Origin of the sequence: Sphingobium cupriresistens, assembly GCF_004152865.1 — a bacterium.
Classification (GTDB): Bacteria; Pseudomonadota; Alphaproteobacteria; order Sphingomonadales; family Sphingomonadaceae; genus Sphingobium; species Sphingobium cupriresistens.
Genome location: NZ_SEOO01000019.1, coordinates 12,705 through 35,065, shown reverse-complemented (window position 1 = coordinate 35,065; position 22,361 = coordinate 12,705). Strand labels below are relative to the sequence as shown.

Annotated in this window: 23 protein-coding genes; 6 read left to right on the top strand and 17 right to left on the bottom strand. The window is 66.3% G+C overall.

Going from position 1 to position 22,361, the window contains the following annotated elements:
- Window positions 1-37 precede the first annotated feature (37 nt).
- On the top strand, window positions 38-916 hold the full coding sequence (locus EWH12_RS12590) for a hypothetical protein (RefSeq protein WP_066604078.1): 879 nt from the start codon (window positions 38-40) through the stop codon (window positions 914-916).
- Here EWH12_RS12590 and EWH12_RS12585 read toward each other — a convergent pair.
- The 5 genes from EWH12_RS12585 to hrpB form a co-directional block, all read right to left on the bottom strand.
- A complete protein-coding gene (locus tag EWH12_RS12585) occupies window positions 873-2,891 on the bottom strand; it encodes an ATP-binding protein (RefSeq protein ID WP_129926799.1) in 2,019 nt (672 codons plus the stop codon). The two genes, EWH12_RS12590 and EWH12_RS12585, sit on opposite strands and share 44 nt — an antisense overlap.
- Before the next feature lie 121 nt (window positions 2,892-3,012).
- On the bottom strand, window positions 3,013-4,275 hold the full coding sequence (gene spt, locus EWH12_RS12580; RefSeq protein ID WP_129926798.1) for a serine palmitoyltransferase: 1,263 nt from the start codon (window positions 4,273-4,275) through the stop codon (window positions 3,013-3,015).
- A gap of 104 nt (window positions 4,276-4,379) precedes the next feature.
- The gene (locus EWH12_RS12575; protein WP_066605577.1) at window positions 4,380-4,622 is read right to left on the bottom strand and encodes an acyl carrier protein; all 243 of its coding nucleotides are present in this window, start codon (window positions 4,620-4,622) and stop codon (window positions 4,380-4,382) included.
- A 120-nt stretch (window positions 4,623-4,742) separates the two neighbouring features.
- Window positions 4,743-5,021, bottom strand: a complete 279-nt coding sequence (locus EWH12_RS12570) for an ETC complex I subunit (RefSeq protein ID WP_129926797.1) — start codon at window positions 5,019-5,021, stop codon at window positions 4,743-4,745.
- Between the two features lie 55 nt (window positions 5,022-5,076).
- Window positions 5,077-7,530, bottom strand: a complete 2,454-nt coding sequence (hrpB, locus tag EWH12_RS12565) for an ATP-dependent helicase HrpB (protein ID WP_129926796.1) — start codon at window positions 7,528-7,530, stop codon at window positions 5,077-5,079.
- A gap of 161 nt (window positions 7,531-7,691) precedes the next feature.
- Here hrpB and EWH12_RS12560 point away from each other — a divergent pair, with 161 nt between their 5' ends.
- The gene (locus EWH12_RS12560; RefSeq protein WP_129926795.1) at window positions 7,692-9,302 is read left to right on the top strand and encodes an ATP-binding protein; all 1,611 of its coding nucleotides are present in this window, start codon (window positions 7,692-7,694) and stop codon (window positions 9,300-9,302) included.
- Between the two features lie 21 nt (window positions 9,303-9,323).
- Here EWH12_RS12560 and EWH12_RS12555 read toward each other — a convergent pair whose 3' ends face one another.
- Together EWH12_RS12555 and EWH12_RS12550 are read right to left on the bottom strand one after the other, a co-directional pair.
- Window positions 9,324-10,103 (bottom strand): TSUP family transporter, encoded by a 780-nt coding sequence (locus EWH12_RS12555; RefSeq protein WP_066604064.1) that lies wholly within the window; start codon window positions 10,101-10,103, stop codon window positions 9,324-9,326.
- A gap of 191 nt (window positions 10,104-10,294) precedes the next feature.
- A complete protein-coding gene (locus EWH12_RS12550) occupies window positions 10,295-11,323 on the bottom strand; it encodes a polyprenyl synthetase family protein (protein ID WP_129926794.1) in 1,029 nt (342 codons plus the stop codon).
- A 105-nt stretch (window positions 11,324-11,428) separates the two neighbouring features.
- On the opposite strand from EWH12_RS12550, the gene EWH12_RS12545 reads away from it, so the two are divergent.
- On the top strand, window positions 11,429-11,707 hold the full coding sequence (locus EWH12_RS12545) for a chorismate mutase (RefSeq protein WP_066604061.1): 279 nt from the start codon (window positions 11,429-11,431) through the stop codon (window positions 11,705-11,707).
- A gap of 14 nt (window positions 11,708-11,721) precedes the next feature.
- Here EWH12_RS12545 and EWH12_RS12540 read toward each other — a convergent pair whose 3' ends face one another.
- From EWH12_RS12540 to EWH12_RS12510, 7 genes are all read right to left on the bottom strand, one after another.
- Window positions 11,722-12,261: a hypothetical protein gene (locus tag EWH12_RS12540; RefSeq protein WP_129926793.1), complete on the bottom strand. Its 540-nt coding sequence runs from the start codon at window positions 12,259-12,261 to the stop codon at window positions 11,722-11,724.
- 107 nt (window positions 12,262-12,368) lie between these two features.
- A complete protein-coding gene (locus EWH12_RS12535) occupies window positions 12,369-13,319 on the bottom strand; it encodes a cupin-like domain-containing protein (protein WP_129926792.1) in 951 nt (316 codons plus the stop codon).
- A gap of 81 nt (window positions 13,320-13,400) precedes the next feature.
- Window positions 13,401-14,291, bottom strand: a complete 891-nt coding sequence (locus EWH12_RS12530) for a DMT family transporter (protein ID WP_129926791.1) — start codon at window positions 14,289-14,291, stop codon at window positions 13,401-13,403.
- A gap of 140 nt (window positions 14,292-14,431) precedes the next feature.
- Window positions 14,432-14,656 (bottom strand): hypothetical protein, encoded by a 225-nt coding sequence (locus tag EWH12_RS12525; RefSeq protein WP_066604055.1) that lies wholly within the window; start codon window positions 14,654-14,656, stop codon window positions 14,432-14,434.
- A gap of 100 nt (window positions 14,657-14,756) precedes the next feature.
- The gene (locus tag EWH12_RS12520; RefSeq protein WP_129926790.1) at window positions 14,757-15,404 is read right to left on the bottom strand and encodes a heme exporter protein CcmB; all 648 of its coding nucleotides are present in this window, start codon (window positions 15,402-15,404) and stop codon (window positions 14,757-14,759) included.
- The gene (gene ccmA, locus EWH12_RS12515) at window positions 15,401-16,000 is read right to left on the bottom strand and encodes a heme ABC exporter ATP-binding protein CcmA (RefSeq protein WP_066604050.1); all 600 of its coding nucleotides are present in this window, start codon (window positions 15,998-16,000) and stop codon (window positions 15,401-15,403) included. The genes EWH12_RS12520 and ccmA overlap by 4 nt, the downstream gene beginning before the upstream one ends.
- Window positions 15,997-16,404: a metallopeptidase family protein gene (locus tag EWH12_RS12510; RefSeq protein WP_066604047.1), complete on the bottom strand. Its 408-nt coding sequence runs from the start codon at window positions 16,402-16,404 to the stop codon at window positions 15,997-15,999. The genes ccmA and EWH12_RS12510 overlap by 4 nt, the downstream gene beginning before the upstream one ends.
- Here EWH12_RS12510 and EWH12_RS22910 point away from each other — a divergent pair.
- A complete protein-coding gene (locus EWH12_RS22910; protein ID WP_269076437.1) occupies window positions 16,300-16,752 on the top strand; it encodes a 4a-hydroxytetrahydrobiopterin dehydratase in 453 nt (150 codons plus the stop codon). The genes EWH12_RS12510 and EWH12_RS22910 overlap by 105 nt on opposite strands.
- A 4-nt stretch (window positions 16,753-16,756) precedes the next feature.
- Here EWH12_RS22910 and EWH12_RS12500 read toward each other — a convergent pair whose 3' ends face one another.
- The 3 genes from EWH12_RS12500 to EWH12_RS12490 all read right to left on the bottom strand — a co-directional run bounded on the left by EWH12_RS12500 (window position 16,757) and on the right by EWH12_RS12490 (window position 20,367).
- Entirely contained in the window at window positions 16,757-17,236 is a 480-nt protein-coding gene (locus EWH12_RS12500; protein ID WP_129926826.1) for a hypothetical protein, read from the bottom strand.
- Between the two features lie 29 nt (window positions 17,237-17,265).
- Complete coding sequence (locus EWH12_RS12495; protein ID WP_129926789.1) at window positions 17,266-19,602, bottom strand: patatin-like protein; 2,337 nt, start codon at window positions 19,600-19,602, stop codon at window positions 17,266-17,268.
- 66 nt (window positions 19,603-19,668) lie between these two features.
- A complete protein-coding gene (locus EWH12_RS12490; protein ID WP_129926788.1) occupies window positions 19,669-20,367 on the bottom strand; it encodes an endonuclease/exonuclease/phosphatase family protein in 699 nt (232 codons plus the stop codon).
- An 89-nt stretch (window positions 20,368-20,456) separates the two neighbouring features.
- Here EWH12_RS12490 and radA point away from each other — a divergent pair, with 89 nt between their 5' ends.
- Entirely contained in the window at window positions 20,457-21,824 is a 1,368-nt protein-coding gene (gene radA, locus EWH12_RS12485; protein ID WP_129926787.1) for a DNA repair protein RadA, read from the top strand.
- Between the two features lie 11 nt (window positions 21,825-21,835).
- A complete protein-coding gene (locus EWH12_RS12480) occupies window positions 21,836-22,354 on the top strand; it encodes a CvpA family protein (RefSeq protein WP_129926786.1) in 519 nt (172 codons plus the stop codon).
- Window positions 22,355-22,361 lie beyond the last annotated feature (7 nt).

The window sequence follows — 22,361 nt, the reverse complement described above, 5'->3', positions numbered from 1 at the left end:
GAACGGACGATAGGTTCAGCCTCTTTTGCACGCTCCAATGCCCAGCCAACTCCTCCCCCTCGTCACCGCCGAACTCAGCGCTCCGGCCGATCCCCGCGCCGCCGCCATGGCGGGCGCACTGGCAGCCAAATATCCGCAGGCGGCCCGCGCGGTTCTCTTCTACGGCTCCTGCCTGCGGGAGAAGAATCTCGACGGGTTGATGCTCGATTTCTACCTGATCGTGTCGGACTATCCCGCCGCCTATGGCAAAAGCTGGCTGGCGCGCGCCAACCGCATGATCCCGCCCAATGTCTTCCCGTTCGAACATCAGGGGCTGATCGCCAAATATGCCGTGCTGTCCGAAGCCGACTTCGCTCGGTTGAACAGCATGGAGGCCGACAATGTCTCGGTCTGGGCGCGCTTCGCCCAGCCCTCGCGCCTGCTCTGGGCCGCCGACGACCTCGCCCGCCAGCGCGCGATCGCCGCCGTCGCGCAGGCCGCGCCGACATTGCTGTCGCTGGCGCGGCCGATGGCGGAGGGGCAGGGCGATGCGCTCGCCTTATGGCGCACCGGCTTCACCCTGACCTATAACGCCGAACTGCGCGCCGAAAAGACGGGCCGCTCCCTCTCGATCGTCGATGCCGATCCCGATCGCTATCGCCGCGTTGGCGACGCCGCGCTCGCCGATGGCCTGCCATCCTCGCCAGCTGATACGCCCGCGCACTGGCGCAGCCTCCAGCGGCGCGGCAAGCGCCTGTCGGTAATCCGTCTGGCCAAGGCCAGCTTCACCTATGCCGGCGGCATCGATTATCTGGCTTGGAAGATCAATCGCCACGCGGGCACGCAGATCGCGATCAAGCCCTGGCAGCGGCGCTGGCCGCTGCTCGGCGCTGTCATTCTGCTGCCGCGGCTGTTCCGGGGTGGCGCGATTCGCTGAGAGCCTGACTGCTGAGCGTATGGGTCAACGCCTGCCCCAGCGCCATCAGCGTATAGGGTTTGCGCAGCACCTCATGCCCCTCGAAATCGGCGCTGTCATTGGCGTCGCCGGCATAGCCGGTGACGAACAGCACCGGCAGATGGCGGAAGCGGGCCGGCAGCGCCTTCACCATTTCCGGCCCGGTCATGTCGGGCATCAACACGTCGCTGATGATCAGGCCGACATCACTATTATTGGCCAGCAATTTGGCCGCCTTGGCCGGATGGTCGCAGGCGATCGGCAGATGGCCCAGTTCGCTGAGCGCCGCCATCGTCTGGTTCAACACGCGGGGATCGTCCTCCACCACCAAAATGCGGGTCGGGGGCTGTTCCACCGGCGCCCGCGCCAAGCTGACCTCCCCATTGGCGACTTCTCCGGCGACGATGGACCGCGGCAGGTAGAGATGCACGCTGCTGCCCTGGCTTGGCTCCGATTCGATGCGAACCTCGCCCCGGCACTGACGCACGAAGCCGAAAATCTGGCTGAGGCCCAGGCCCGTGCCCTTGCCGACCGGCTTGGTGGTGAAAAAGGGTTCGAACACACGCGCCAGCACGTCCGGCGTCATGCCGCAGCCATCGTCGGTGACGGTCACCGTGACATAGTCGCCTGCCGCGCATTCGCCAATCTCGCGCGCCGCCAACGCCGTCTGGCCGGTCGCCAGCGTCAACTGGCCACGTCCGTCCATCGCGTCGCGCGCATTGACGCACAGGTTCAGGATCGCATTTTCCATCTGATGCTGATCGACGAAGATGCACCAGCCGCTCGCGCCCTGGGCGAAGCGGACGGTGATCTGGTCGCCGATCGTGCGGTCGATCAGGTCGGCCATGCCCGACAGCAGCGCATCGGGATCGACCGCGCTGGGCAGCAGCGGTTCGGACCGGGCGAAGGCCAGCAACCGGCGCGTCAGCGCGGACGCGCGATTGGCGCCCTCCATCGCATTGTCCAGATGCCGGCTGGCTTCTTCGGGCTTCAACCGGAATTTGCGCTTGGCCAGTTCCAGCCCGCCGACCACGACGGCCAGCATATTGTTGAAATCATGGGCGATGCCGCCGGTCAACTGGCCGACCGCGTCCATCTTCTGCATCTGGCGCAGATCATGTTCGGCCGCCGCCCGCTCCGCCGCTTCCAGCTTCAATTGCTCATAGGCATAGGATAGTTCGGCCGTGCGCGCCGCGACCGCCGCCTCCAGCCGGTCCGCTCGCTCGGTTTCCGCCTCCGCCAGCCGCCGCGCCGTGCGCCGTTCGCGAAAGGCCGTGTTGGCGAACCAGACGCCGAACAATATGCACACCAGCATCGCCAGCCCCACGAGCCGCGACGTCTTGCCCACCCATTCGCTGCGGTCGCCCGCCAGCGTCACCGCCAGGCTGCGTTCGCGCAGCCGGTCATTCTCCGCCTTGATGACCAGGTCCAGCAGCGCGGTGATGCGCCGCAGATCCTGGGTCTTGCCCGCCTGATGAAAACGGCCCAGCGCCGCCATCTTCTGGTCGTATGTGGTGCGCAGGCCGATTTCGCTCAGCGTCTTGCCGCGCTGGATGAAGGCATAATGCAGCGTTTCGACATTGCCATGCTGCCAGCCCGACCGGCGCGTGGCGTAGCTGAGCGCCTTCAACTGGCTGGCCGCGCCGCGCCACTGGTCCTGGAACAGCCGCCCGGTATCGGGCTCCAGGCTGATGACATAGCGCGCCAGCGTGACTTCGGCGCGGGCCATGCGCGCCTCAAAGCCGCGCGCCAGCGCGATCACCTCGAAACTGCTCTGCTGTTCGGCCAGCGCCTGGGCATGTTCGCGCGACGCATCGCTGGCGCTATAAAGCAGCGCGCCCAGCGATCCGATCAACAAGGCGGCGAGCAGCAGCGGCAGCACGCGCCGCGTCAGCGCGCGCCAGCCTCTGGCCCACCCGTCCTGGTCCCTTGCAAACTGATGGTCGCTGTCGGCCATGGACCGTTACACTAGACCAACAAGCTTAACCGCGAAACATCATCAATCAAAAGTTCCACGGCATATTCTCATTCGGTCGCGCGAAGCGATCGGTTGGGCGTTTCGTACAGCAGCGGCGCGATTAAGTGATCGCCCCGGTCGCCTTGCCTGCGGCTTCGAACATGCCGATGATCTGCTCGACCTGTTCGTCGCTATGTTCGGCGCACAGCGAACAGCGCAGAAGGAAGGTGCCGGCCGGGGTCGCGGGCGGGCGCGCCATGTTGACGTAAAGGCCCAGTTCCAGCAGCGTCTGCCACATCGCTACCGCCTGAGTCTGGTCGGTCAGGATCACGGCGATGATCGCCGACTGCGGCGTCTTCGTGCCTAGGGTAAAGCCGAGGTCGGTCAGCCCCTTGTGCAGGCGCTGGCTGTTCTTCCATAGATGGGCGCGCTTTTCGCCCGCGTGCATGAGCTTGCGGATGCTGGTCGCCGCAGTGGCGACGACGCTGGGCGGCAGCGACGCGGTAAAGACATAGGGGCGGCAGACGAGCCGCAAAATCTCGAACTTGGGATGGTTGGAGACGCAGAAGCCACCGACGGTGCCGACCGACTTGGAGAAGGTGCCGACCACGAAATCAACATCGGCCTCGACGCCCTGCTCCTCATAGACGCCCCGGCCGTTCTGCCCAAAAAAGCCCATGCCATGGGCCTCGTCCACCAGTATCATGCAATTGGAATGCTGTCGCACGGCCGCGACCATTTCGGGCAGGGGGGCGACATCGCCCAGCATCGAATAGACGCCTTCCAGCACCACCAGTTTCAGCGCGTCGGCGGGCAGGCGAGCCAGGCGCTTGGCCAGATCCTCGACGCTGTTGTGGCGGAAACGGACGATTTCCGCGTCGCCCAGGAAACAACCGTCATAGATGGACGCATGGCTGTCGGCGTCCAGAATGACATAGTCGCCCTTGCCCGCCAGCGTCGAAATGACGCCCAGATTGGCCTGATAGCCGGTCGAAAAGACCATCGCGCCGCTGGTCCCGTAAAATTCGCGCAGCGCGGTTTCGACTTCGGCATGGCCCTGATAGGTGCCGTTCAGCACGCGGCTGCCGGTGGTGCCGGCGCCGAACTCGTCCAGCGCCTTTTTGCCAGCTGCGACCACATCGGGGTCGAACGTCATGCCCATATAATTATAGGTGCCGAGCAGGATCGTGTCCTTGCCCTTGATGACGGCCTGGGTCGGCGACTTCACCTCGTCCATCACGATCGCGAAAGGATCACGCACGCCCGTCGCCAGCAGCGCCTCGCGCTCGGCGATCAAGGGATCGAACTTGGAAAACAGGTCGCGCGCGGCAGGCGTTTCTGCCGGGGTGTGCGCATCGTTCGCGGTGGCGGCGGCGTCGGTCATATATAAAATCCGTTCGGTTCTAAACCTCCGTTCGGTTCGAGCCTGTCGAGAACCAAGCGCATCGTTCTCGACAGGCTCGAACCGAACGGGGACAGGGAGGGGGCTTAACCCTTCAGCTTGGCGACTGCGTCCACCAACTGGCCGACGGTTTCGATTTCGGCCTGCATGTTCATGGTGATGATGATGTCGAACGCATCCTCGATCGCCGCGACGAAATCCATCACCGTCAGGCTGTCCCATTCCAGGTCGCCGGCAAAGGTGGTGGCTTCGGTCAGTTCGACACCCTTCTTGTTGAAGGGCGCGACCTGCGTCGCGATGCTGTCGAAAATTGCGTTGCGATCCGTCATTATCGTGAAAATCTTTCCGTCAAAGCGCGGCATTTGCCGCTCCGTCCAGCCCTATGGCAAGCGAATAAGGCGTCAATCGGGCAGCATCGCGCCCGATCTGAGAGGCGCGATAAAGACCGCTTACCGGAAATTGTCGGCGTAGGCCTGTAATTTCAGCTTCTTGGGCGGCGTTGCGATGACGGTGTATGCAACGCCTTCCTTGTCCGCATAGGCGATCGCGGCTTCCTGCGACGGAAAGCTCAGCTTCAACTGCTGCCTGGTGTCGCCCGAACCGGCCCAGCCAGTCAGCGGATCGGCCTGCTTGGCTTCGGCGGGCGCATATTCCAGCACCCATTTATGGGTCAGCGCCTTGCCGGACTGGAGGGCGTTCTTCTGGATCTGGTAAATGCGCGCGCTCATCGCGAAAGACTCCGGTAATTCGTCATGCTGCGTTGCACCAGCGCGCGCGCCTAAGTCAAGACTTCCGGGGGCCATGTCCTCTGGCCTCGGCATTTTTGGTGCGTAACGTGGCGTTCGCCGCTGCCGGATCATCGGGCCAGGGATGGCGCGGATATCGGCCGCGCATTTCCTTGGCCACGTCGCGCCAATTGCCCGCCCAGAAGCCGGGCAGGTCGCGCGTCGTCTGGATCGGTCGTCCGGCCGGCGAAGTCAGCGACAGGACGAGCGGAATGCGCTGGCTGCCCACAGTGGGATGTTCTCCAAGGCCAAACAGCGCCTGCACGCGCAATTCCACTCGTGGCCCACCCTCGGCCGCATAGTCGATCGCATGATGGCTACCTGCTGGTGAGCGGAAGTCGGCCGGCGCAAGCCGGTCGAGCTCGCTCTTGCCATCCCAGCCGATCAAACCCTCCAGCACGCCTGACAATAGGGACCGGTCGATGTCCGACAATCGCCGCTTGCCCATCAGGAGTGGCGGCAACCAATCATCCAGCGTCGCGATCAAGGCCGTATCGGACAGCGCTTCGATCCCGGCAAAGCCGCCCCGCATCCGCAATGACTGGGCCGCCTCCGACCAGGGGAGCAGGTCTATCCCGCTCTGCCGCACGCCATCGACCAGCGCCGCGACCACGGCATCCGGATCGGGGCGGTCATCGGACCCTGACGACAGCCGCACCGCGCCCAGCCGCCGCTCGCGCAACGCTTCGATCCCGCCATTGGCCGGGCGGAATTTCACGGTGCGGTACTCGGTGATATGCGCGCCGAACAGAGCGATCACGTCCGCCTCGGCGATCGGCGCAGCGGACAATATCCGCGCGCCCGCCGCGCTGCCCTGCACTTCGCCGATCGCCAGCCAGTCCTCGCGCGCCAGCGGCGACAGCGGATCGAGCCGGAAGCCGCGCCCACCCACGCTCGCCCAGTTCGCGCCATCGGCGGAGCGGCGCTTGGCGACGCGATCGGGGAAGGCAAGGGCGAGGCACAGGCCGATCGCATGATCGCCGCCGCCATCGCCCGGCCCACGCTTCACCAGCTTCGCCCAGCGCCGCGCCAACCCCCGCGCCGCGTCGGCCCGCTTGCCGCTCTCGCGCCGCCAGCGCTGCCGCCGCAACGTCAGGTCCGTGTCTTGCCCACCAACGCCGCGCTCGCCCAGCAGCACGGCGACGTCGGCCGCTACCTCCGCCAGCCCCATCTCGCCCGCGCGCATCAGCATGTGCGCGATGCGCGGGGACAGGGGCAGCGTCGCCAGCGCTTTGCCATGCGGCGTGATGCGTCCGTCCTCGTCCAGCGCCTCCAGCACGGTCAGCCGCCTGCGCGCTTCCTCTGCCGCTGCGGCCGGCGGCGGATCTAGCCAGCGCAGCGCGCCCGGATCGCTCACGCCCCATAGCGCGCAATCGAGCAACAGGCTCGACAGGTCGCTTTCCAAAATCTCCGGCGGGTCGAAAGGCGGCATCCCCGCGCTCGCCGCCCCCTCCCACAGGCGATAGGCGACGCCGGGCCGCTGCCGCGCCGCGCGACCCGCGCGCTGGGTCGCTGACGCCTGGCTCGCCCGTTCGGTCACCAGCCGCGTCACGCCCGCCGCCCGGTCGTAACGCGGCCGCCGCGCCAGCCCGCTGTCCACCACGATCCGCACCCCGTCGATGGTCAGGCTGGTTTCGGCGATGCTGGTTGCAAGAATGACCTTTCGCGCGCCGGAGCGGGACGGCCGGATCGCCGCCCGCTGCGCGCCGGGATCGAGCGACCCATGCAGCATATGCACCTCGGCGATGCCCTCGATCCGTTCCGCCGTCCGCTCGATCTCCCGCACGCCAGGCAGGAAGGCCAGCAGGTCGCCCTCGGCCTCCTCCGCCAAAGCCCGGCGGATCGCAACCGCCATCTCATCCTCGATCTTCTTTTCCGCCGCGCGCCCGATATGGCGCAGTTCCAGCGGCTGGATACGCCCCTTGCTCTCGATCACCGGCGCGCCATCCAGCAGCTCCGCAAAGCGCGCCCCATCCAATGTCGCCGACATCGGCACGATCCGCAAATCCGGCCGCAAAGCCCCCTGCGCGTCCAGCGCCAAAGCCAGGCCGAAATCGCTGTCCAGGCTTCGCTCATGCACTTCGTCGAACAGCACCGCAGACACGCCCGCCAGTTCCGGATCATCCTGTATCCGCCGCACGAAAATACCCTCGGTCAGCACCAGCAGCCGCGTGCGCGCCGACACCTTGCTGTCCATCCTCGTCGCATAGCCGACCGTGTCGCCCGGCTGCTCGCCTAGCATCTCGGCGAGCCGCTCCGCGGCCGCCCGCGCCGCCAGCCTGCGCGGCGACAGCAGCAACACCTGTCCGGTGCACCATGGCTCGTCCAGCAACGCCGGCGCGACCGCCGTCGTCTTGCCCGCGCCCGGCGGCGCCACCAGCACGGCATTGACGCCCGTCCGCAACGCGGCGAGCAGGTCGGGCAGCACATCGTGGATCGGCAGGTCGCTCATCGCGCCTCCTCTCGCGCTGATTGCCACAAACCGCAAGTCGCGCAAAATGCGAGCCATCGTGGAAACAGTTGCCTTGCGACACGTTCCGCGGCCAAAGCTGTTGATCCATGTTCGTCGGTCGCGAACAGGAATGCCGCGCATACGAAGGGACGATAAAGGGAATGGACAGCCTGATCGGGGACGCGGAACGCTATCGCATCCTGTTCGAAACGATGGAGGACGGCTTCTGCATCATCGAATTTTTCGATGGTCCCCATGGTCCCTTGAGCGACTATATCCATGTCGAGGCGAACGCCGCCTATGAACGTAATGCCGGCATTCCCAATGTCGTGGGGCAAAAGCTGCGCGAAATGGTGCCGGACGAAGCGGACGGCTGGGTCGAATTATACGGTAGCGTGCTTCGCACGGGCAAGCCGATCCGTTTCCAGCGCGAACTGGAAAAGACAGGCCATTATCTCGACGTCTCCTCCTTCCGCGTAGGCCCGTTTGAAAACCGGCAGGTCGCGGTGCTGTTCAAGGATATCAGCGCGCAAGTGAAGGCGCAAAAAGCGCTGCGCGACCTTAACGACACGCTCGAAGCCCGCATCGCGCAAGCGCTGGCGGAGCAGGAGGAAGCGGAAGGCGCGCTGCGCCAGGCGCAGAAAATGGAGGCGGTCGGCCAGTTGACCGGCGGTCTGGCCCATGATTTCAACAATCTGCTGGCCGGCATTTCCGGCGCATTCGAAATGATCGGCGTCCGGCTGGCGCAGGGGCGGACGGGCGATATCGACAAATATCTGACCGCCGGGCAGGGCGCGACCCGCCGCGCCGCCGCGCTCACCCATCGCCTGCTCGCTTTCTCCCGCCGCCAGACGCTCAGCCCCAAGCCCACCGTCGTCAATCGGCTGCTGGGCGATTTTTCCGAACTGGTCCGCCGCACCGTCGGCCCGCAGATAGAGGTGCAGACGATCGCCGCCTCTGGCCTGTGGCCCGCCCTGGTTGACGCCAACCAGCTGGAAAATGCGCTGCTCAACCTCTGCATCAACGCGCGCGACGCGATGCCCGCCGGGGGCAAGATCACGATCGAGACGGGCAATCGCTGGCTGGACGATCGCACCGCACGCGATCATGGCCTGACGCAGGGCCAATATGTCACCATTTGCACCAGCGATACCGGGACCGGCATCGACAAGGCGATCCTGGACCGGGTGTTCGACCCCTTTTTCACCACCAAGCCGATCGGCCAGGGGACGGGTCTTGGCCTCTCCATGGTGTATGGCTTCGCGCGGCAGAGCAACGGCCATGTCCGCATCTATTCCGAACCCGGCGATGGCACGATGGTCTGCATCTACCTGCCCCGCCATCGCGGCGAGGAGGATGTGGATTCGCCCGACATCGCCGAGCCGGTTGTCGAGGCGGAGGCGGGCGAGACGGTGCTGGTGATCGACGATGAACCGTCGGTGCGGATGCTGATCGTCGATGCGCTGCAGGATCTGGGCTATGCCTGCCTGGAGGCGGCGGACGGACCATCGGGCCTGCGCATCCTGGAATCACGCGGCCGGATCGACCTGCTCATCACCGATGTCGGCCTGCCCGGTGGGCTGAACGGTCGCCAGGTCGCCGACGCCGCCCGCACGCTGCGTCCTGATCTTCGGATATTGTTCGTCACCGGCTATGCCGAAAACGCCGTGCTGAACCATGGTCACATCGAACATGGCATGGAAGTGCTGACCAAGCCCTTCGCTATGGATGAACTGCACCGCCGCGTCGCGACGCTGTTGCAGGCGGAATAGGCAAAAGATACGGCCGGAGCATCATCCGAACAGATAGATATGGATCGGGTTCTGCGGGTCCAGCAGCATCTTGGCGGTCAGCGCCAGCGACATGATGATCAGCAGCGGCTTGATCAGCCGCGACCCGAACCGCATCGCCAGATGCGACCCGATCTGCCCGCCGAACAGGCTGCCCACCGCCATACACAGGCCCGCGACCCAGATCACATGGCCACCCGCGACCATGGTCAGCAGGCCCGCGACATTGCTCGCGAAATTGGCGGCCTTAGTCTGGGCCGTCGCGCGTAGGATCGACAGGCCGCCGAGCGCCAGCAAGATGGTGGTGTAGAAGGCGCCCGCGCCCGGCCCGAAAAAGCCGTCATAGAAGCCCACTACGCCGACAAGGCCCGTCAGGCCCGCCATGCCGACCCGCGCATGGCGATCGGCGTCGCCCAGCTTGGGCGAGAAGGTGAAATAGGCGGCCATCGCGACCAGCAGCGCGGGCATCAGCCCGGCCAGGATCGACGGATCGACCCGCTGCAACAGCCATGCTCCGGCCACCGACCCGACAAAGGCGGCGATGATCGGCCCCTTGTAGGTTTTAAGGTCCATATGCCCGCGCCGCGCATAGGCGACGCACGCGCCAAAGGTGCCGAAACAGCTTTGCAGCTTGTTGGTCGCCACCGCCTGCACCGGCGGTATGCCAGCGGCCATCAGCGCGGGCAGAGTAATCAGCCCGCCGCCGCCCGCCATCGCGTCGATGCACCCGGCCATCGTTGCTGCGGCCATGAGGAAGGCGATGGTTTCGGGGGACAGGATCAAGACCAGGAAGCCTTATTATGCTCCCGTTCGTGCTGAGTAGGGGCTGAGCGAAGTCGAAGCCCCATATCGAAGCATCCGCGCCAAGCTCAATCCTTCGATACGCCACTTCGACTTCGCTCAGTGGCTACTCAGGACGAACGGACCATTAAAGTCAGTATCGCGACAGGAAACGAGCAAACCCGCTTATTCCCTCAATAGGCGCGCGCTATAGCGAACTCCACCGCTTCGGTAAGGGCCGCTTTGGCCTTGCCGGCCTCGAAGCGCCCCAGCGCGTCAATCGCCCGCTGGCCATAATGGCGCGCGCGCGCCAGCGTGTCGGCGATCGCCCCGGTCTGGCGGAGCAGGCCGGTTGCATGGGTCAGGTCTTCGTCGCTGATCTTGTGGCCCGCGATCGCCGCCTTCCAGAAAGCGCGATCCGCCTCATCCCCACGCGCATATGCCAGGATCACCGGCAACGTCACCTTGCCGTCGCGGAAATCGTCGCCCGCATCCTTGCCCATGGTCGCGCCGTCCGATTCATAATCGATCGCATCGTCGATCAACTGGAATGCGATGCCCAGATTGCGGCCATAAACGTCCAGCGCCTGCTCCTCCGCCTCGTCGCGGTCGGCGACAACGGCGGAAATGCGACAGGCGGCGGCGAACAGGGCGGCGGTCTTGGCGCCGATAATGTCCAGATATTGTTCTTCGCTGGTGTCGATCTTGCGCTGCGCGGTCAACTGGTTGACCTCGCCCTCCGCGATCACCGCCGACGCATTGGCCAGGATCTTGAGCACCTTGAGCGACTCGGCTTCCACCATCAACTCGAAGGAACGGGAGAAGAGGAAGTCGCCCACCAGCACGCTGGCGCTGTTGCCCCAGATGATGTTCGCGGTCTTGCGCCCCCGCCGAAGCCCCGATCCGTCGACGACATCGTCGTGCAGCAGCGTGGCGGTGTGGATGAACTCGACCGCGGCGGACAATTTGTAATGGCGCGACCCGGCATAGCCGACCAGGTCGGCGCAGGCCAAGGTCAGCATCGGCCGCAATCGCTTGCCGCCGCCCGCGATCAGGTGGCCGGCCAATTCCGGGATCAGCGGGATGCGCGACTGCATCCGGTCCAGGATCACGGCATTGACCTGGTTCATGCCGTCGGCGACGAGCGCCATGATGGGGGCGAGCGAGGGGGCGCTGTTGGCGCGGCCGATCGGGTGGACGTTACCGGGGGCGGGTGCTGTCATGACCGCGCCCATGTGGCGATGCAAAATGTGAAAGGCAAGCGGGAATAGCTTGCGCGACGCGCCGGATGCGGCAAAAAGCGCGCCATCTGGAACCGGAGGCCCCACGTGGACGAGACTTTGAACCGCTATCGCGAAAGCATCGACAATATCGACGCGGCGCTGGTGTTCATGCTGGCCGAACGGTTCAAGGTCACCCAGGCGGTCGGCGAGCATAAGGCGACTCACGATCTGCCCCCCGCTGATCCTGGCCGAGAAGAGCGCCAGATCGCCCGCCTGCGCCAGTTGGCGCAGGATGCGAAGCTCGATCCCGACTTCACCGAAAAATTCCTGCGCTTCATCATCGACGAGGTGATCCGCCACCACGAACAATTGCGCGAGGGGTAGGGCTTTACTGGCGGTCAGTCTCTGCCGACCGGGGCTTTGACTGGCCCGGCGCCTGCGGCCGCCGGAGATGGCGCTGGCGCCGCTATTGGGGCAGGTTCCGCGCGTTTTTTCATGGTATCCAGACCGCCTGTGACCATCAGCTGCAAAAGCGCATGATATTGCTCGGATGTGATCGCGCCCTGCGCCCAGGCCAGGCAGCTATTCCAACCCATCTGACGATAGATTTCAGCATCCTGTGTTCGCTGAAACGTCTGGAGCAAAGTGGCGGTCACGGCGTCGGAGAATTTTGCGTCTATTCCCTTCGCTGTGAGTCCGGCAGTGGATGTCGCGCCATAAGCGACCGCGGCATCCGGCAGAGATTCCGCGCAGAAGCGCCTTGCCGTATTCGTGTCCATCAACACGGCCGTCCGGCGATCGCCGGTCATTGTGTAAACGGCCGGATTCTCCATAGCATAGACCTGTAACGGATCACTTTTCCACGCCGTCACAAGACCGGCACATCCAGGCAGCGTTACGCAACAAGCAATGGCCATTAAGCGAATCGCGAACATCATCGTTCCCCCTGTCGTTTCGACAGCGGAAGCATAGGTGATGGAGCCTTTGGGCGAAGACGCAACCCGGTCCGTTTCGGTGGGAAGAATGAGGTCGGGCCATTGGGCGACTACCCAGCCGGATAGCTCTCATGCCCGCCATTGTCCCAATGGAAGCCGGTATAGGTCAGCATGGTCGCGAAACTCTCCGACCGCACCTGATGCCACCAGCCTATGGGCACGAACAGCAGGTCGCCCGGCGTCAGCAGCACCTCATAGCGCAGCACGTCCTGCGCCTGCTGGTAGAGCGCCAACCGCGCGGGATCGGTAATATCGCGTACATCGCTGAACACATGCGACGTGTGCGCCAGCCGCTGCGTCTGCGACGGCGGGATCAGGATCACGCGCTTGGTCCCCGTCACCTGCGCCAGCAGATTGTTGGTCAGGTCGAAGTGCAGCGGCGTGAACGTGCCTTCGCCGCCGATCCAGACCATACCCGGCGCGCGCGTCAGATAGGCGTCGAGATGTCCCAGGTCCGCCGCCAGCGGCGCCAGCGCCGGCGCATTGGCGGCGCTGTTCGACGCGGTCAGATAGGCGTCGTTGCCACCCGCCCGCGCCAGGGCAATGAACTGGCGGAAGGGCGCGCGCTTGCGGTGCCGATCCTTCTTCAGCTCATAATCCTGCGCGCCTGATCGCCCGCCCTGATATTCGATCTGCGCGTCGCCGATCGTTTCGGCCAGATAATCAGGCGTCCACCGCTCCAGCGCCGGCCAGTCCGCCATGGCGCCCTTGATCAGCACTGGCCGCCCCGGCGCGTAGAAGCTGTGCAGGAAATCCTCGCCCGACAGATTTTCGGCGGTCAACAGGCCCGAAGCATAGGGGGACAGCGCCCGCTGCCGCTCCTGCACCGACAGCAGCCAGTCGCGCCGCTTCAGCGCCAGACTATCTTCGGCAGCCTGCGGCTTGAGGGCGGGCGCGGGTGCAGCCAGGCGCGGCGCTGCGCCGAAATCAATCTGTCGCAGCGCCATCTGCATCCGCATGTCATGGGCCTGGGCGGGAAGGGAAGGCGGGCGCTTGCTCATGCCGCCCCTTATCGCGCGCTCATGACAGCGATGTTGCAGAAAATGACGGTTGCGTGACGGGCTATTCCAAGACCGCGCCGTTCAGGCCGGCTCGACCAACTCGGCCTTCCTGCCCTGCGACCGGCCCAGCAATACGCCGCCCAGCGCCAGCGCGAAACCCACGATCTGCACCGGCCCCAGCCGCTCGCCAAACAGCAGCCACGCTTCGATCGCGGCCAGCGGCGGCACCAGCAGCAACAGCATCGACATGCGCGTCGGCCCCTGATGCCGCACCAGCCACACCAGCAGCGACAGCCCCGCCGCCGACAGCCCCAGCACCGACCAGCCAAGGCCGATCCACAACATAGGATCATTGTCCCAGCGCCATTCGGCCACGATCAGCGTCGCGGCGATCGCCACCATCGCCCCGCCCAAATTCTGCACCGCGCCGGACATCAGGATCGGGTCGCCCGCAATCTGGCCGCGCTGGATCAGCGTCCCGCCGGTCATGGCGATCACCGCGATCACCCCCGCCACCACCGGGACCAGCCCGGTCGCCCCCGCGCTGCTGCGCTCCAGCGCAGGCAGCAGCACGCACACAACCCCGCCGATTGCGATCGCCAGCCCGACCCAGTTGCGCCCCGGCAACCGCTCTCCCATCAGCGCGACGCTCGCCACCGCCACCATCAAAGGCTGGGTCGCGCCGAGCAGCGACATGATCCCGGCCGGCATCCCGCGGCCGACCGCCCACCAACTGACGGTCAGGTACAGGCCGTGCAGCATCGCCCCCGCCGCCAGATGCAGTCCCAGCCGCTTGCCCCTTGGCCACGCCTGCCGCGCGTAAAGAGCCGCCCCGCCCAGCAATAGCGTCGTTGCGGTCAGGCGCACCGCCAGGATCAGTTCCGGCGCGCCATGCGGCACCACCGCCCGCGCGACGATGAAGCCGGTTGACCAGATCAGGACGAACAGGATGGATGCGACGATACCGAACATCCGCCGCCTTTGGCGCAAGGGCAGGGCGATGTCGAGCAGGCGCAAAGGAGGAGGGGACAGAGGCTCGCCCTCTCATCCCTGCAAATGGCGATTGGGCAGGTGACCCGCCTTGGCTATCGCAGCGGCGCCGTCTCTCGCGCTTAGGGGGTAAGCGCCATCGTCGCCGCCTGGATCATCTGCCGGTGCGCATCGCTGCCGCGCGCTACGTCCAGCCAGGGCTGGCCGGTCGCCGATCCGCGGCTCTCATGCCATATCTTGCCCGCGACAAGGTCGATCTCCTCGTCAGTCGGCTGATGCCGGTCAGCCAGGCATCGCATCAGCAGCGCATGAAAGATATTGCCGGAATTCGTCTGAATTCGGTTCATGAGCATCCTCTCCTGGCGCCGATGTTCTCTCGGCTGCCGTAAGGGAAATTGCCAGATTCGCCGCCGTTCGTCAATGAACGGGAGTCACGTCGCGAAATGCCTATTCCCGCCCCGCCCGGATCGCCGCCCCGCCAGCGAAGGGCGTGATCGCCACCATCAGCAGCGACGCCGCGCCCAAGAACTTCAGCGCTGCGCCGCTGCCATCGCCCAGCGTCCCCGCGCCAAAAATCAGCAGCGGCACCGCCAGCGGCAGCGCCAGCAATCCCGCGAGCGCGCCGCTCGATCGCAGCCCGGCGGTCAGCGTCGCCACCAGCAGCCCCAGCGCCGCCAGCGCGGGCGTGCCGATCAAAAGCCCGATCTCCAGTTGCATGATCGTCGCCCCGTCCAGCTTCAGCAGCGTCGCGGCGGGCAGGGTAGCGAGCATCAGCGGCGGGCCGAAGCCCAGCCAATGCGCCGCCAGCCGGGCGATCACCACCATTTCCTCGCCGATGCCGCGCAGCGCGATCTGGTCCAGCACGCCGCTGTCCCGGTCCGGCGCGACCAGCCGGTCGACCGGCAACAGGCTGGCGAGCAGCGCGGCGATCCACAGCATTCCGCCGCCGGTGCGCCCCAGCAGCGCGGCATCCGGCCCGACCGCAAAGGGGTAGAGGCTGGCGACCAGCAGCAGGAACGCGACCGGCAGCCACAGCCCCGCCGACGCCCAGGCCTGGCGCAAATCCCGCGCGGCGAGCAGCCAGAGCAGCCTCATGCCGGCTCCGCCTGATAGTCGCCGAGCACGATCAGCACCGGCGCGTCGATCGGCAGCGGCTGGTGGGAGGCTGCGACCACGATCCCGCCCGCCGCCAGATGCGTCGCCACCGCCGCGCCCAGCAACGCCGTGGACGCCGTGTCCAGCCCGTTGCCCGGCTCGTCCAGCAGCCAGATCGCCGCCCCGCTGGCGATCACCCGCGCCAGCATCGCACGCTTGCGCTGCCCGGTCGACAGCATCCGCACCGGCACCTCGGCCAGCGCTGTCAGCGCCATCGCGTCCAGCGCCGCCGCCACCGCCTGGCCGTCGGCCCGATCCAGCCTAGCCCAGAAATCGAGCGCTGGGCGCAACGGCAGGTCGGCGTCCAGCGCCAGACGCTCGTCGGTCAGCGCGATCCCGCCGGTTCGCTCCACCGTGCCTGCAAAGGCCGGCAGCAGCCCGGCGATGACTCGCAACAGGCTGGACTTGCCCACGCCATTGGGACCGGTCAGCAACGCGCCGCCCCCCGCCGTCAGCGACAAATCAACGTCCCGGAACAGCATCCGCCCCCCGCGCAAACAGGCCAGCCCGTGCAGGCGCAGCGCCGCCCCGCTCATGAGGCGACCATATCCTCCAGCACATGCATATCGATGTCGGACAGGCCGAAATGATGGCCGATCTCATGCACCACAACATGGGTGATGAGCGCGTCGAGCGGCACGCCGGTTTCGACCCATTCGTCGAGCAGCGGGCGGCGGAACAGATGTACGGTCGGGGGCACGTCCCCGGTCTGCGCCTCCTGGCCCACCGGACGGCCGCTATACAGGCCGGTCAGGCCGAACGGGTCGTCAATCTCCATTTCCTTCAAGATGTCGGCTGGCGCGAACTCCTCCACGAACAGCACGACATCGGACAGATGCGCGTTGAACGGGTCGGGCAGGCGACTGAGCGCCTCCAGCGCGAGCGTCTCGATCTCCTGGGGGGTCGGGGCGAAGCGGAGCGGTTGACCGGGGTGCGACATGCCTGCCACATAACCCAAGGCATTTCAGGCCCCAAGGCATTTCATGAGGATAGGGACATGATTGGCAAACTGAGCGAAGAGGATCGCGCCGTCGCGCTGGCCGACCTGCCGCAATGGACCAGCGTGGCGGAGCCGGAAGGCATATCGCGCCGCTTCACCTTCACCGATTTCGTCGGCGCCTTCGGCTTCATGACGCGGGTCGCGATCCTGGCCGAAAAGGCGGATCATCATCCCGAATGGTCGAATGTCTATAACAGGGTGGACATTCTTCTCACCACCCATGACGCGGGCGGCCTGTCACAACGCGACATCGACCTCGCCCATGCGATCGACGCGCTGGCGGATTGAGCATTCAGTAGTTGGAGACGCCCTCGATCCGGTCCTCATAACCCCGCAAGGCCGCCGTCACAGACCGATCGCCCGCATAGCGCCGCCGCAGCATCGCCAGCTTCGCGTCGGTGCCGCTGCACAATTCGGCGATATTTTCGGCGATATAGGCGCGCCGTTCGGCGTCATGGGGTTCTTCGCCACGAAAATGGTCACATCCGTCGCGGCCCACCATGAAGCTGGTGACTTCCTGCGGAAAGGGCAGCGCCGACCCGCCATCGTCGGACGGCGGCAGGTCCAGCGCGTTGCGCGGCGCCGGTTGCGCGCGCACGGTTACGACCGGTAACGCCTTCACCGGCGCGATGACGGGTTCGACGGGGGGCTGCAGGGGGGCGGCTTCTGGTTCGATCGAGGCGACGGTGGCGACTGGCTGCGACGGGCGATTGTCGGCCTGGGCATTGTCGGCGGACGAGCCGCGACAACCGGCGACCAAGGCCAGCATCAGCACCACAGGAACCAGACCCAAACGCCCGCTCACCCGATCTCCTCCCGCAAGCTGGCGATCAAATCGGCTACATGGGGCAGCCGCGACTCTTCTTCGTCCAGGATCGCCAGAAACGCGGCCCGCCTATAGTCGGCCAGAGCGTCGGGCGAAAGGCGGCTTGCTGCGGGCATTGCCGAAATCACGATGTCCAGAAGCCGCTCGGCGCCGTGCAATCGGCCCCACAGATAGTCATTCTCGCGATAGACCCTGCTAAAGAACGCGCCGAAGTTGTTGAATTCAATGCCCTTGAGTGTGGCGGCCGCGCCACCGCCGCGTATCGCGCCACAATCTTCCGGCGAAATCCGGTCGACTTTCACCGGATCATATTCATCCAGAGTGTCACCCTGGAGCAACGGTAGGGTGGCGATATCGGTGAAGGGAAAGCCCAGATAGGCGAGCAGCATCGTCCGCCGCCCCGTCTTGGGCAGCGCCGCGAAGGCGTCCGCCAGCATCTGGTCGGCCGCCTCGTCCCGCGCCTTCAACCCCCACGCCTGTGCCACCGCCGCCAGCGCGGCGGCGGCATCGGTCGACACCGCCTTGGCCGCCGCGGCGACGTCGGGGCCATGAAAGTCGCTATCCTCGCATTCGGCATAGAGCGTCAGCGCGCCATAGATGGCGTCGTGCATCCCCTGCACCGCAGGATCGTCGGCCTGCGCGTCCAGTTCCAGCGTGTCGGCCAGTCGCCGCGCCAGATAGCGCAGGCGGCGGATGCGAAAGGCCAGGTCGTGGGCGCGGAAGAAGGCGACCGGGGCGGAGGCCGAACCGCTCTCAGCGCTCAACTGGTCGGCGCCATCCTTGCGGATATCGGCCCAGATCGCCTGGCGATAGCTTTCGCGCATCATGGCGCTGTCTTCGCCGCTCAGGCGGAACAGCAGCGCGCAGAGCGATTCGACAATGCCCGACAATTTCAGGTGCCCATAGGCCGGATAGGCGAAGCCCGCCGCGCTCGCCGCCCGCTGCTGCGCCTTGGCGCGCCAGGCGGACAGGCGCGTGGGCGTCGGCCGGTCCAGGAACAGCATCTTGCCGATCGCGCTCTCCACCTCCACCTCGATGCCGGGACGCAGCGCGTCCAATATCCGCCGCATCCGCCGGATGCGCGTGCTGTGCCGGTCGATCGCCTCCAGATTGTCGCGGATCGGCTGTTCGCGCGGAATGTCCGACAGCGCGCCGAAAATCGTGCGGAAGAAGCCAGGCAGCGGCGTGTCCGCCCCAGTTGGCGCATCCTGCTGCTCGCCCTCCTTGTTCAGGCGGATGGAACGGTGCCCCGGCTTGGGATCGATATAGACGAAGCGCCGGTCCACCTCCCGCCGCGACGGCCGGTTCTTCAGCGCGCCGATCGCCTGCGCGAAGGGGGCATTGGCCAGCACCGATCCGTCGATCAGCACCGCGTCCTCGGCTGTCCCGCGCGCGGCATGGCGGGGCAGGGCGCGGCCCAGAAAGGCATCGCGCGTCGGCCAGGCGCGATGGCGGCGCTTCAACACCCGGTCCAGTTCGCGCACGGTGAAGGGCGGGAAGGCGCCGGGGAAGCTGGCGGTCGCGCGCGCCGCGAACACCAGTTCGGCCGGATCGGCGAACGGTCGCTCCCCGCGTCCGCGCGCCTTGAAGCCGATCGACAGCCGATGCTCGGTCTCGATCACCTGCGGCGGGCTGTTGAGGTTCAGGCTTTGCGGATGCCCCTCGAAATCGGTGACGGTGACGAACAGGTCCAGCGGATGCCCGTCGGGTAGCAGCGGCGGACCATTGCCGGTCGCCGCCATCGCGTCAAAGGCGTCGACCAACATGGTGGAGAATATCTCCCCGCCAAAGGGTGGCTCGAACCAGCGCGACCGGATGAAACGGGAGAGTTTCATCCGCACTTCTTCGCGCGTGTCCGGGGCCACGGTGCGCTCCACCGCATCGCCTGGCCGCCGCGCCGCCATCCAGACCAGGGGCGTCGCCCAGAATTTGGTCATGGCGCGGGCCGGGCGCGCGTCGGGGTCCAGCAGCCGGTCGACATCGGCATTGTCCAGCCACATGCGTGTCAGCGGCTCCAGCGACTGACCCGTCTCGATCGCCTGCGCCAGGAAGATGCCGTTGATCCCGCCCGCGCTGGCGCCCGCGATGATGTCCGGCATCACGCGCAGCCGCACGCCGCTGGCCGCCTCCATCGCCGCCAGCGCCTGGGCATAGACCGCCTCGCTGCCGCCGCCGTCGCCCGGCGCGCCCTCATGAAAGGCGCGGCTGGCGCGCGCCAGATGCCACACCTCCTTGGTGATGCCATGCATGTAGATCGCCAGGCTGATGCCGCCGTAGCAGACCAGCGCCAGGCGCAATTCCCGCTCCTTCATGGGGCAAACGTCGCAGAGGGCGGCGGACTTGTCGAGGCCGACAAGTCAAAACAACGGAGGCAGCGGCTACCCAACCGCAAACTCGGCCCAGATCGGCAGATGGTCCGACGCCTTCCTCGCCGCACCGCTTTCATGGACGCCGCAATCCTTGAGCGTCAGCTTGCCGCAATGCATGATCCGGTCGAGCCGCGCCACCGGCCGCCGCGCATGGAAGCTCCGGCCGCAGGGCGCGAAACTATAGTGCCGCGCAAAGTCGGCCAGGCAGCCACGCCCCGCGCTCCATTCATTCAAGTCGCCCATCAGCACCGTAGGCATCGCCGCGCCCTGAGCCGCGGCATGGATCACCGCGGCGGCCTGCTTGCGTCGCCACAGTCCCGACAGGTCGAGATGCATCCCGAACACGCGCACGCTCGCGCCGCCCGTTGTCACCTCCGCCATGGTCGCGCCGCGCGGCTCCAGATAGGGCAGGTGCAGCACGTCATGCGCGCCCAGTTCGGCGCTCTTGCGCACCAACAGCGCATTGCCGTGCCAGCCCATCGAATCGGCCTGCACGTCCAGCGGCACCGCTTTATAATCGCTCTGGCTGTCCATCAGCCGTGGCGGGATAGCAGCCGACCGCACGCCGAAACGCCGGTCGGCCTCCTGCAAAGCGATAATATCGGCGTCGACCTCCGCCAGCACCTCCAGCACTCGTTCGGGCATCCGCCGCCGGTCGGTGCCGATGGCCTTGCGGATATTATAGCTCGCGACGCGAATAGTTTTCATGGCCGTAACAATGCGCCAGCGCGCCGGATGTTTCCAGCGGCGCGATCGATGTTCTTGCATTGTTCGCACTTGCCCGCCATATCGTGACCATGGCTAAGGCAAAGCGCAAATTCGTCTGTCAGCAATGCGGCGCCGTCGCGGCCCGCTGGCAGGGCCAGTGCGAGGATTGCGGCGAGTGGAACAGCATCGTCGAGGAAGCGGCCGAAACCGTCTTCTCCTCGCGCCACGATCTGCAAAATGGCGGCCGCGCGATCGCGCTGATCGGCCTCGACAGCAAGGTCGAACTGCCGCCGCGCACCAGCACCGGCATCGCGGAGTTCGACCGGGCGCTGGGCGGCGGTATCGTCGCGGGCTCCGCGACGCTGATCGGCGGTGATCCGGGCATCGGCAAATCGACCCTGCTGTTGCAGGCAGCGGCGCGGGTCGCCGCGCGCGGTCTATCGGTGGCCTATATCAGCGGCGAGGAAGCGACCGACCAGGTCCGCTTGCGCGCGCAGCGACTGGGCCTGGGCAATGCGCCGGTCATGCTCGCCAGCGCGACGTCGGTGCGCGACATCCTGACGACCCTGAGCGAAGGGCCGCCGCCCGCCCTGCTGGTGATCGATTCGATCCAGACCATGCATAGCGACCTGATCGAGGGCGCGCCGGGCACCGTCAGCCAGGTCCGGGCCTCGTCCCAGGAACTCATCAAATTCGCCAAGCAGCGCGGCACCGCGCTGATCCTGGTTGGCCATGTGACCAAGGATGGCAGCATCGCCGGCCCGCGCGTACTGGAACATATGGTCGACACCGTGCTGGCGTTCGAAGGGGAGCGCAGTCACCGATATCGCATCCTGCGCGCGATCAAGAACCGCTTCGGCGGCACGGACGAGATTGGCGTCTTCGCCATGGTGGCCGAGGGGCTGGAGGAAGTCGCCAACCCCTCGGCCCTGTTCCTGACCCAGCGCGACGAGACGGTGACGGGCGCGACCGTCTTTCCCGCGCTGGAAGGGACGCGGCCGGTGCTGGTCGAAATCCAGGCGCTGGTCGTGCGCCTGTCGAGCGGCGCCACGCCCCGGCGTGCGGTGGTCGGCTGGGACAGCGGGCGGCTGGCCATGGTGCTGGCCGTGCTGGAGGCGCGCTGCGGCCTCAGCTTCTCGACCTGCGAAGTCTATCTGAACGTCGCGGGCGGCTATCGCCTGTCCGATCCCGCCGCGGACTTGGCCGTCGCCGCCGCTCTGGTGTCGGCCCTGTCGGAAAAGCCGTTGCCGTCGGACGTTATCCTGTTCGGCGAGATTGCGCTATCGAGCGAAATCCGCCCTGTCGCCCATGCCCCGCTGCGGCTGCGCGAAGCGGCCAAGCTCGGCTTCAACCGCGCTTTCCTCCCCGCCGCCGCGGCCGACGGGGTGAAGGGAATCGCAGTCAGTGGTTTCCGTACCCTCGCGCAGCTTGTTGACCAGATGCTGGGACGCGGATAGCCACGCTGGCAATGAACGCCATCGACATATCCGTCCTGCTCGCCATCGGGGGTTGCGCCGTGCTGGGCCTCATGCGTGGTTTCGTGCTGGAAACCCTCTCGCTCATCGCCTGGGTGCTGGCGATCTTCTGCATCCGCCTGTTCCACGCCTCCGTCGCCGAAGTGCTGACGCCCTTTGTTGGCGCCCCCAGCGGGGCGGCGATCCTGGCGCTGGTGCTGGTGTTCGGCGTCACTTTCGGCGCGGGCAAGATGATCGCCCACGCCATCGGCCGCCGAACCCGCCAATCGGTGCTGGGACCGGTCGACCGGGTGCTGGGCGGCGGCTTCGGCGCGGTCAAAGGGCTGATCGGCGCGACCCTGCTCTTTCTCGCCTTCAGCCTGGTCTATGACACATTCTACGGCAGCGGCGCGCGCCGCCCCGACTGGCTGTCGGACGCCCGCACCTACCCGCTGCTCAACGCCAGCGGCCAGGCGATCAGCGAATTTCTGGCGGAACAGCGGGCGAAGAAGCCTGCGATGGAAAACCAGTAACCTCCGT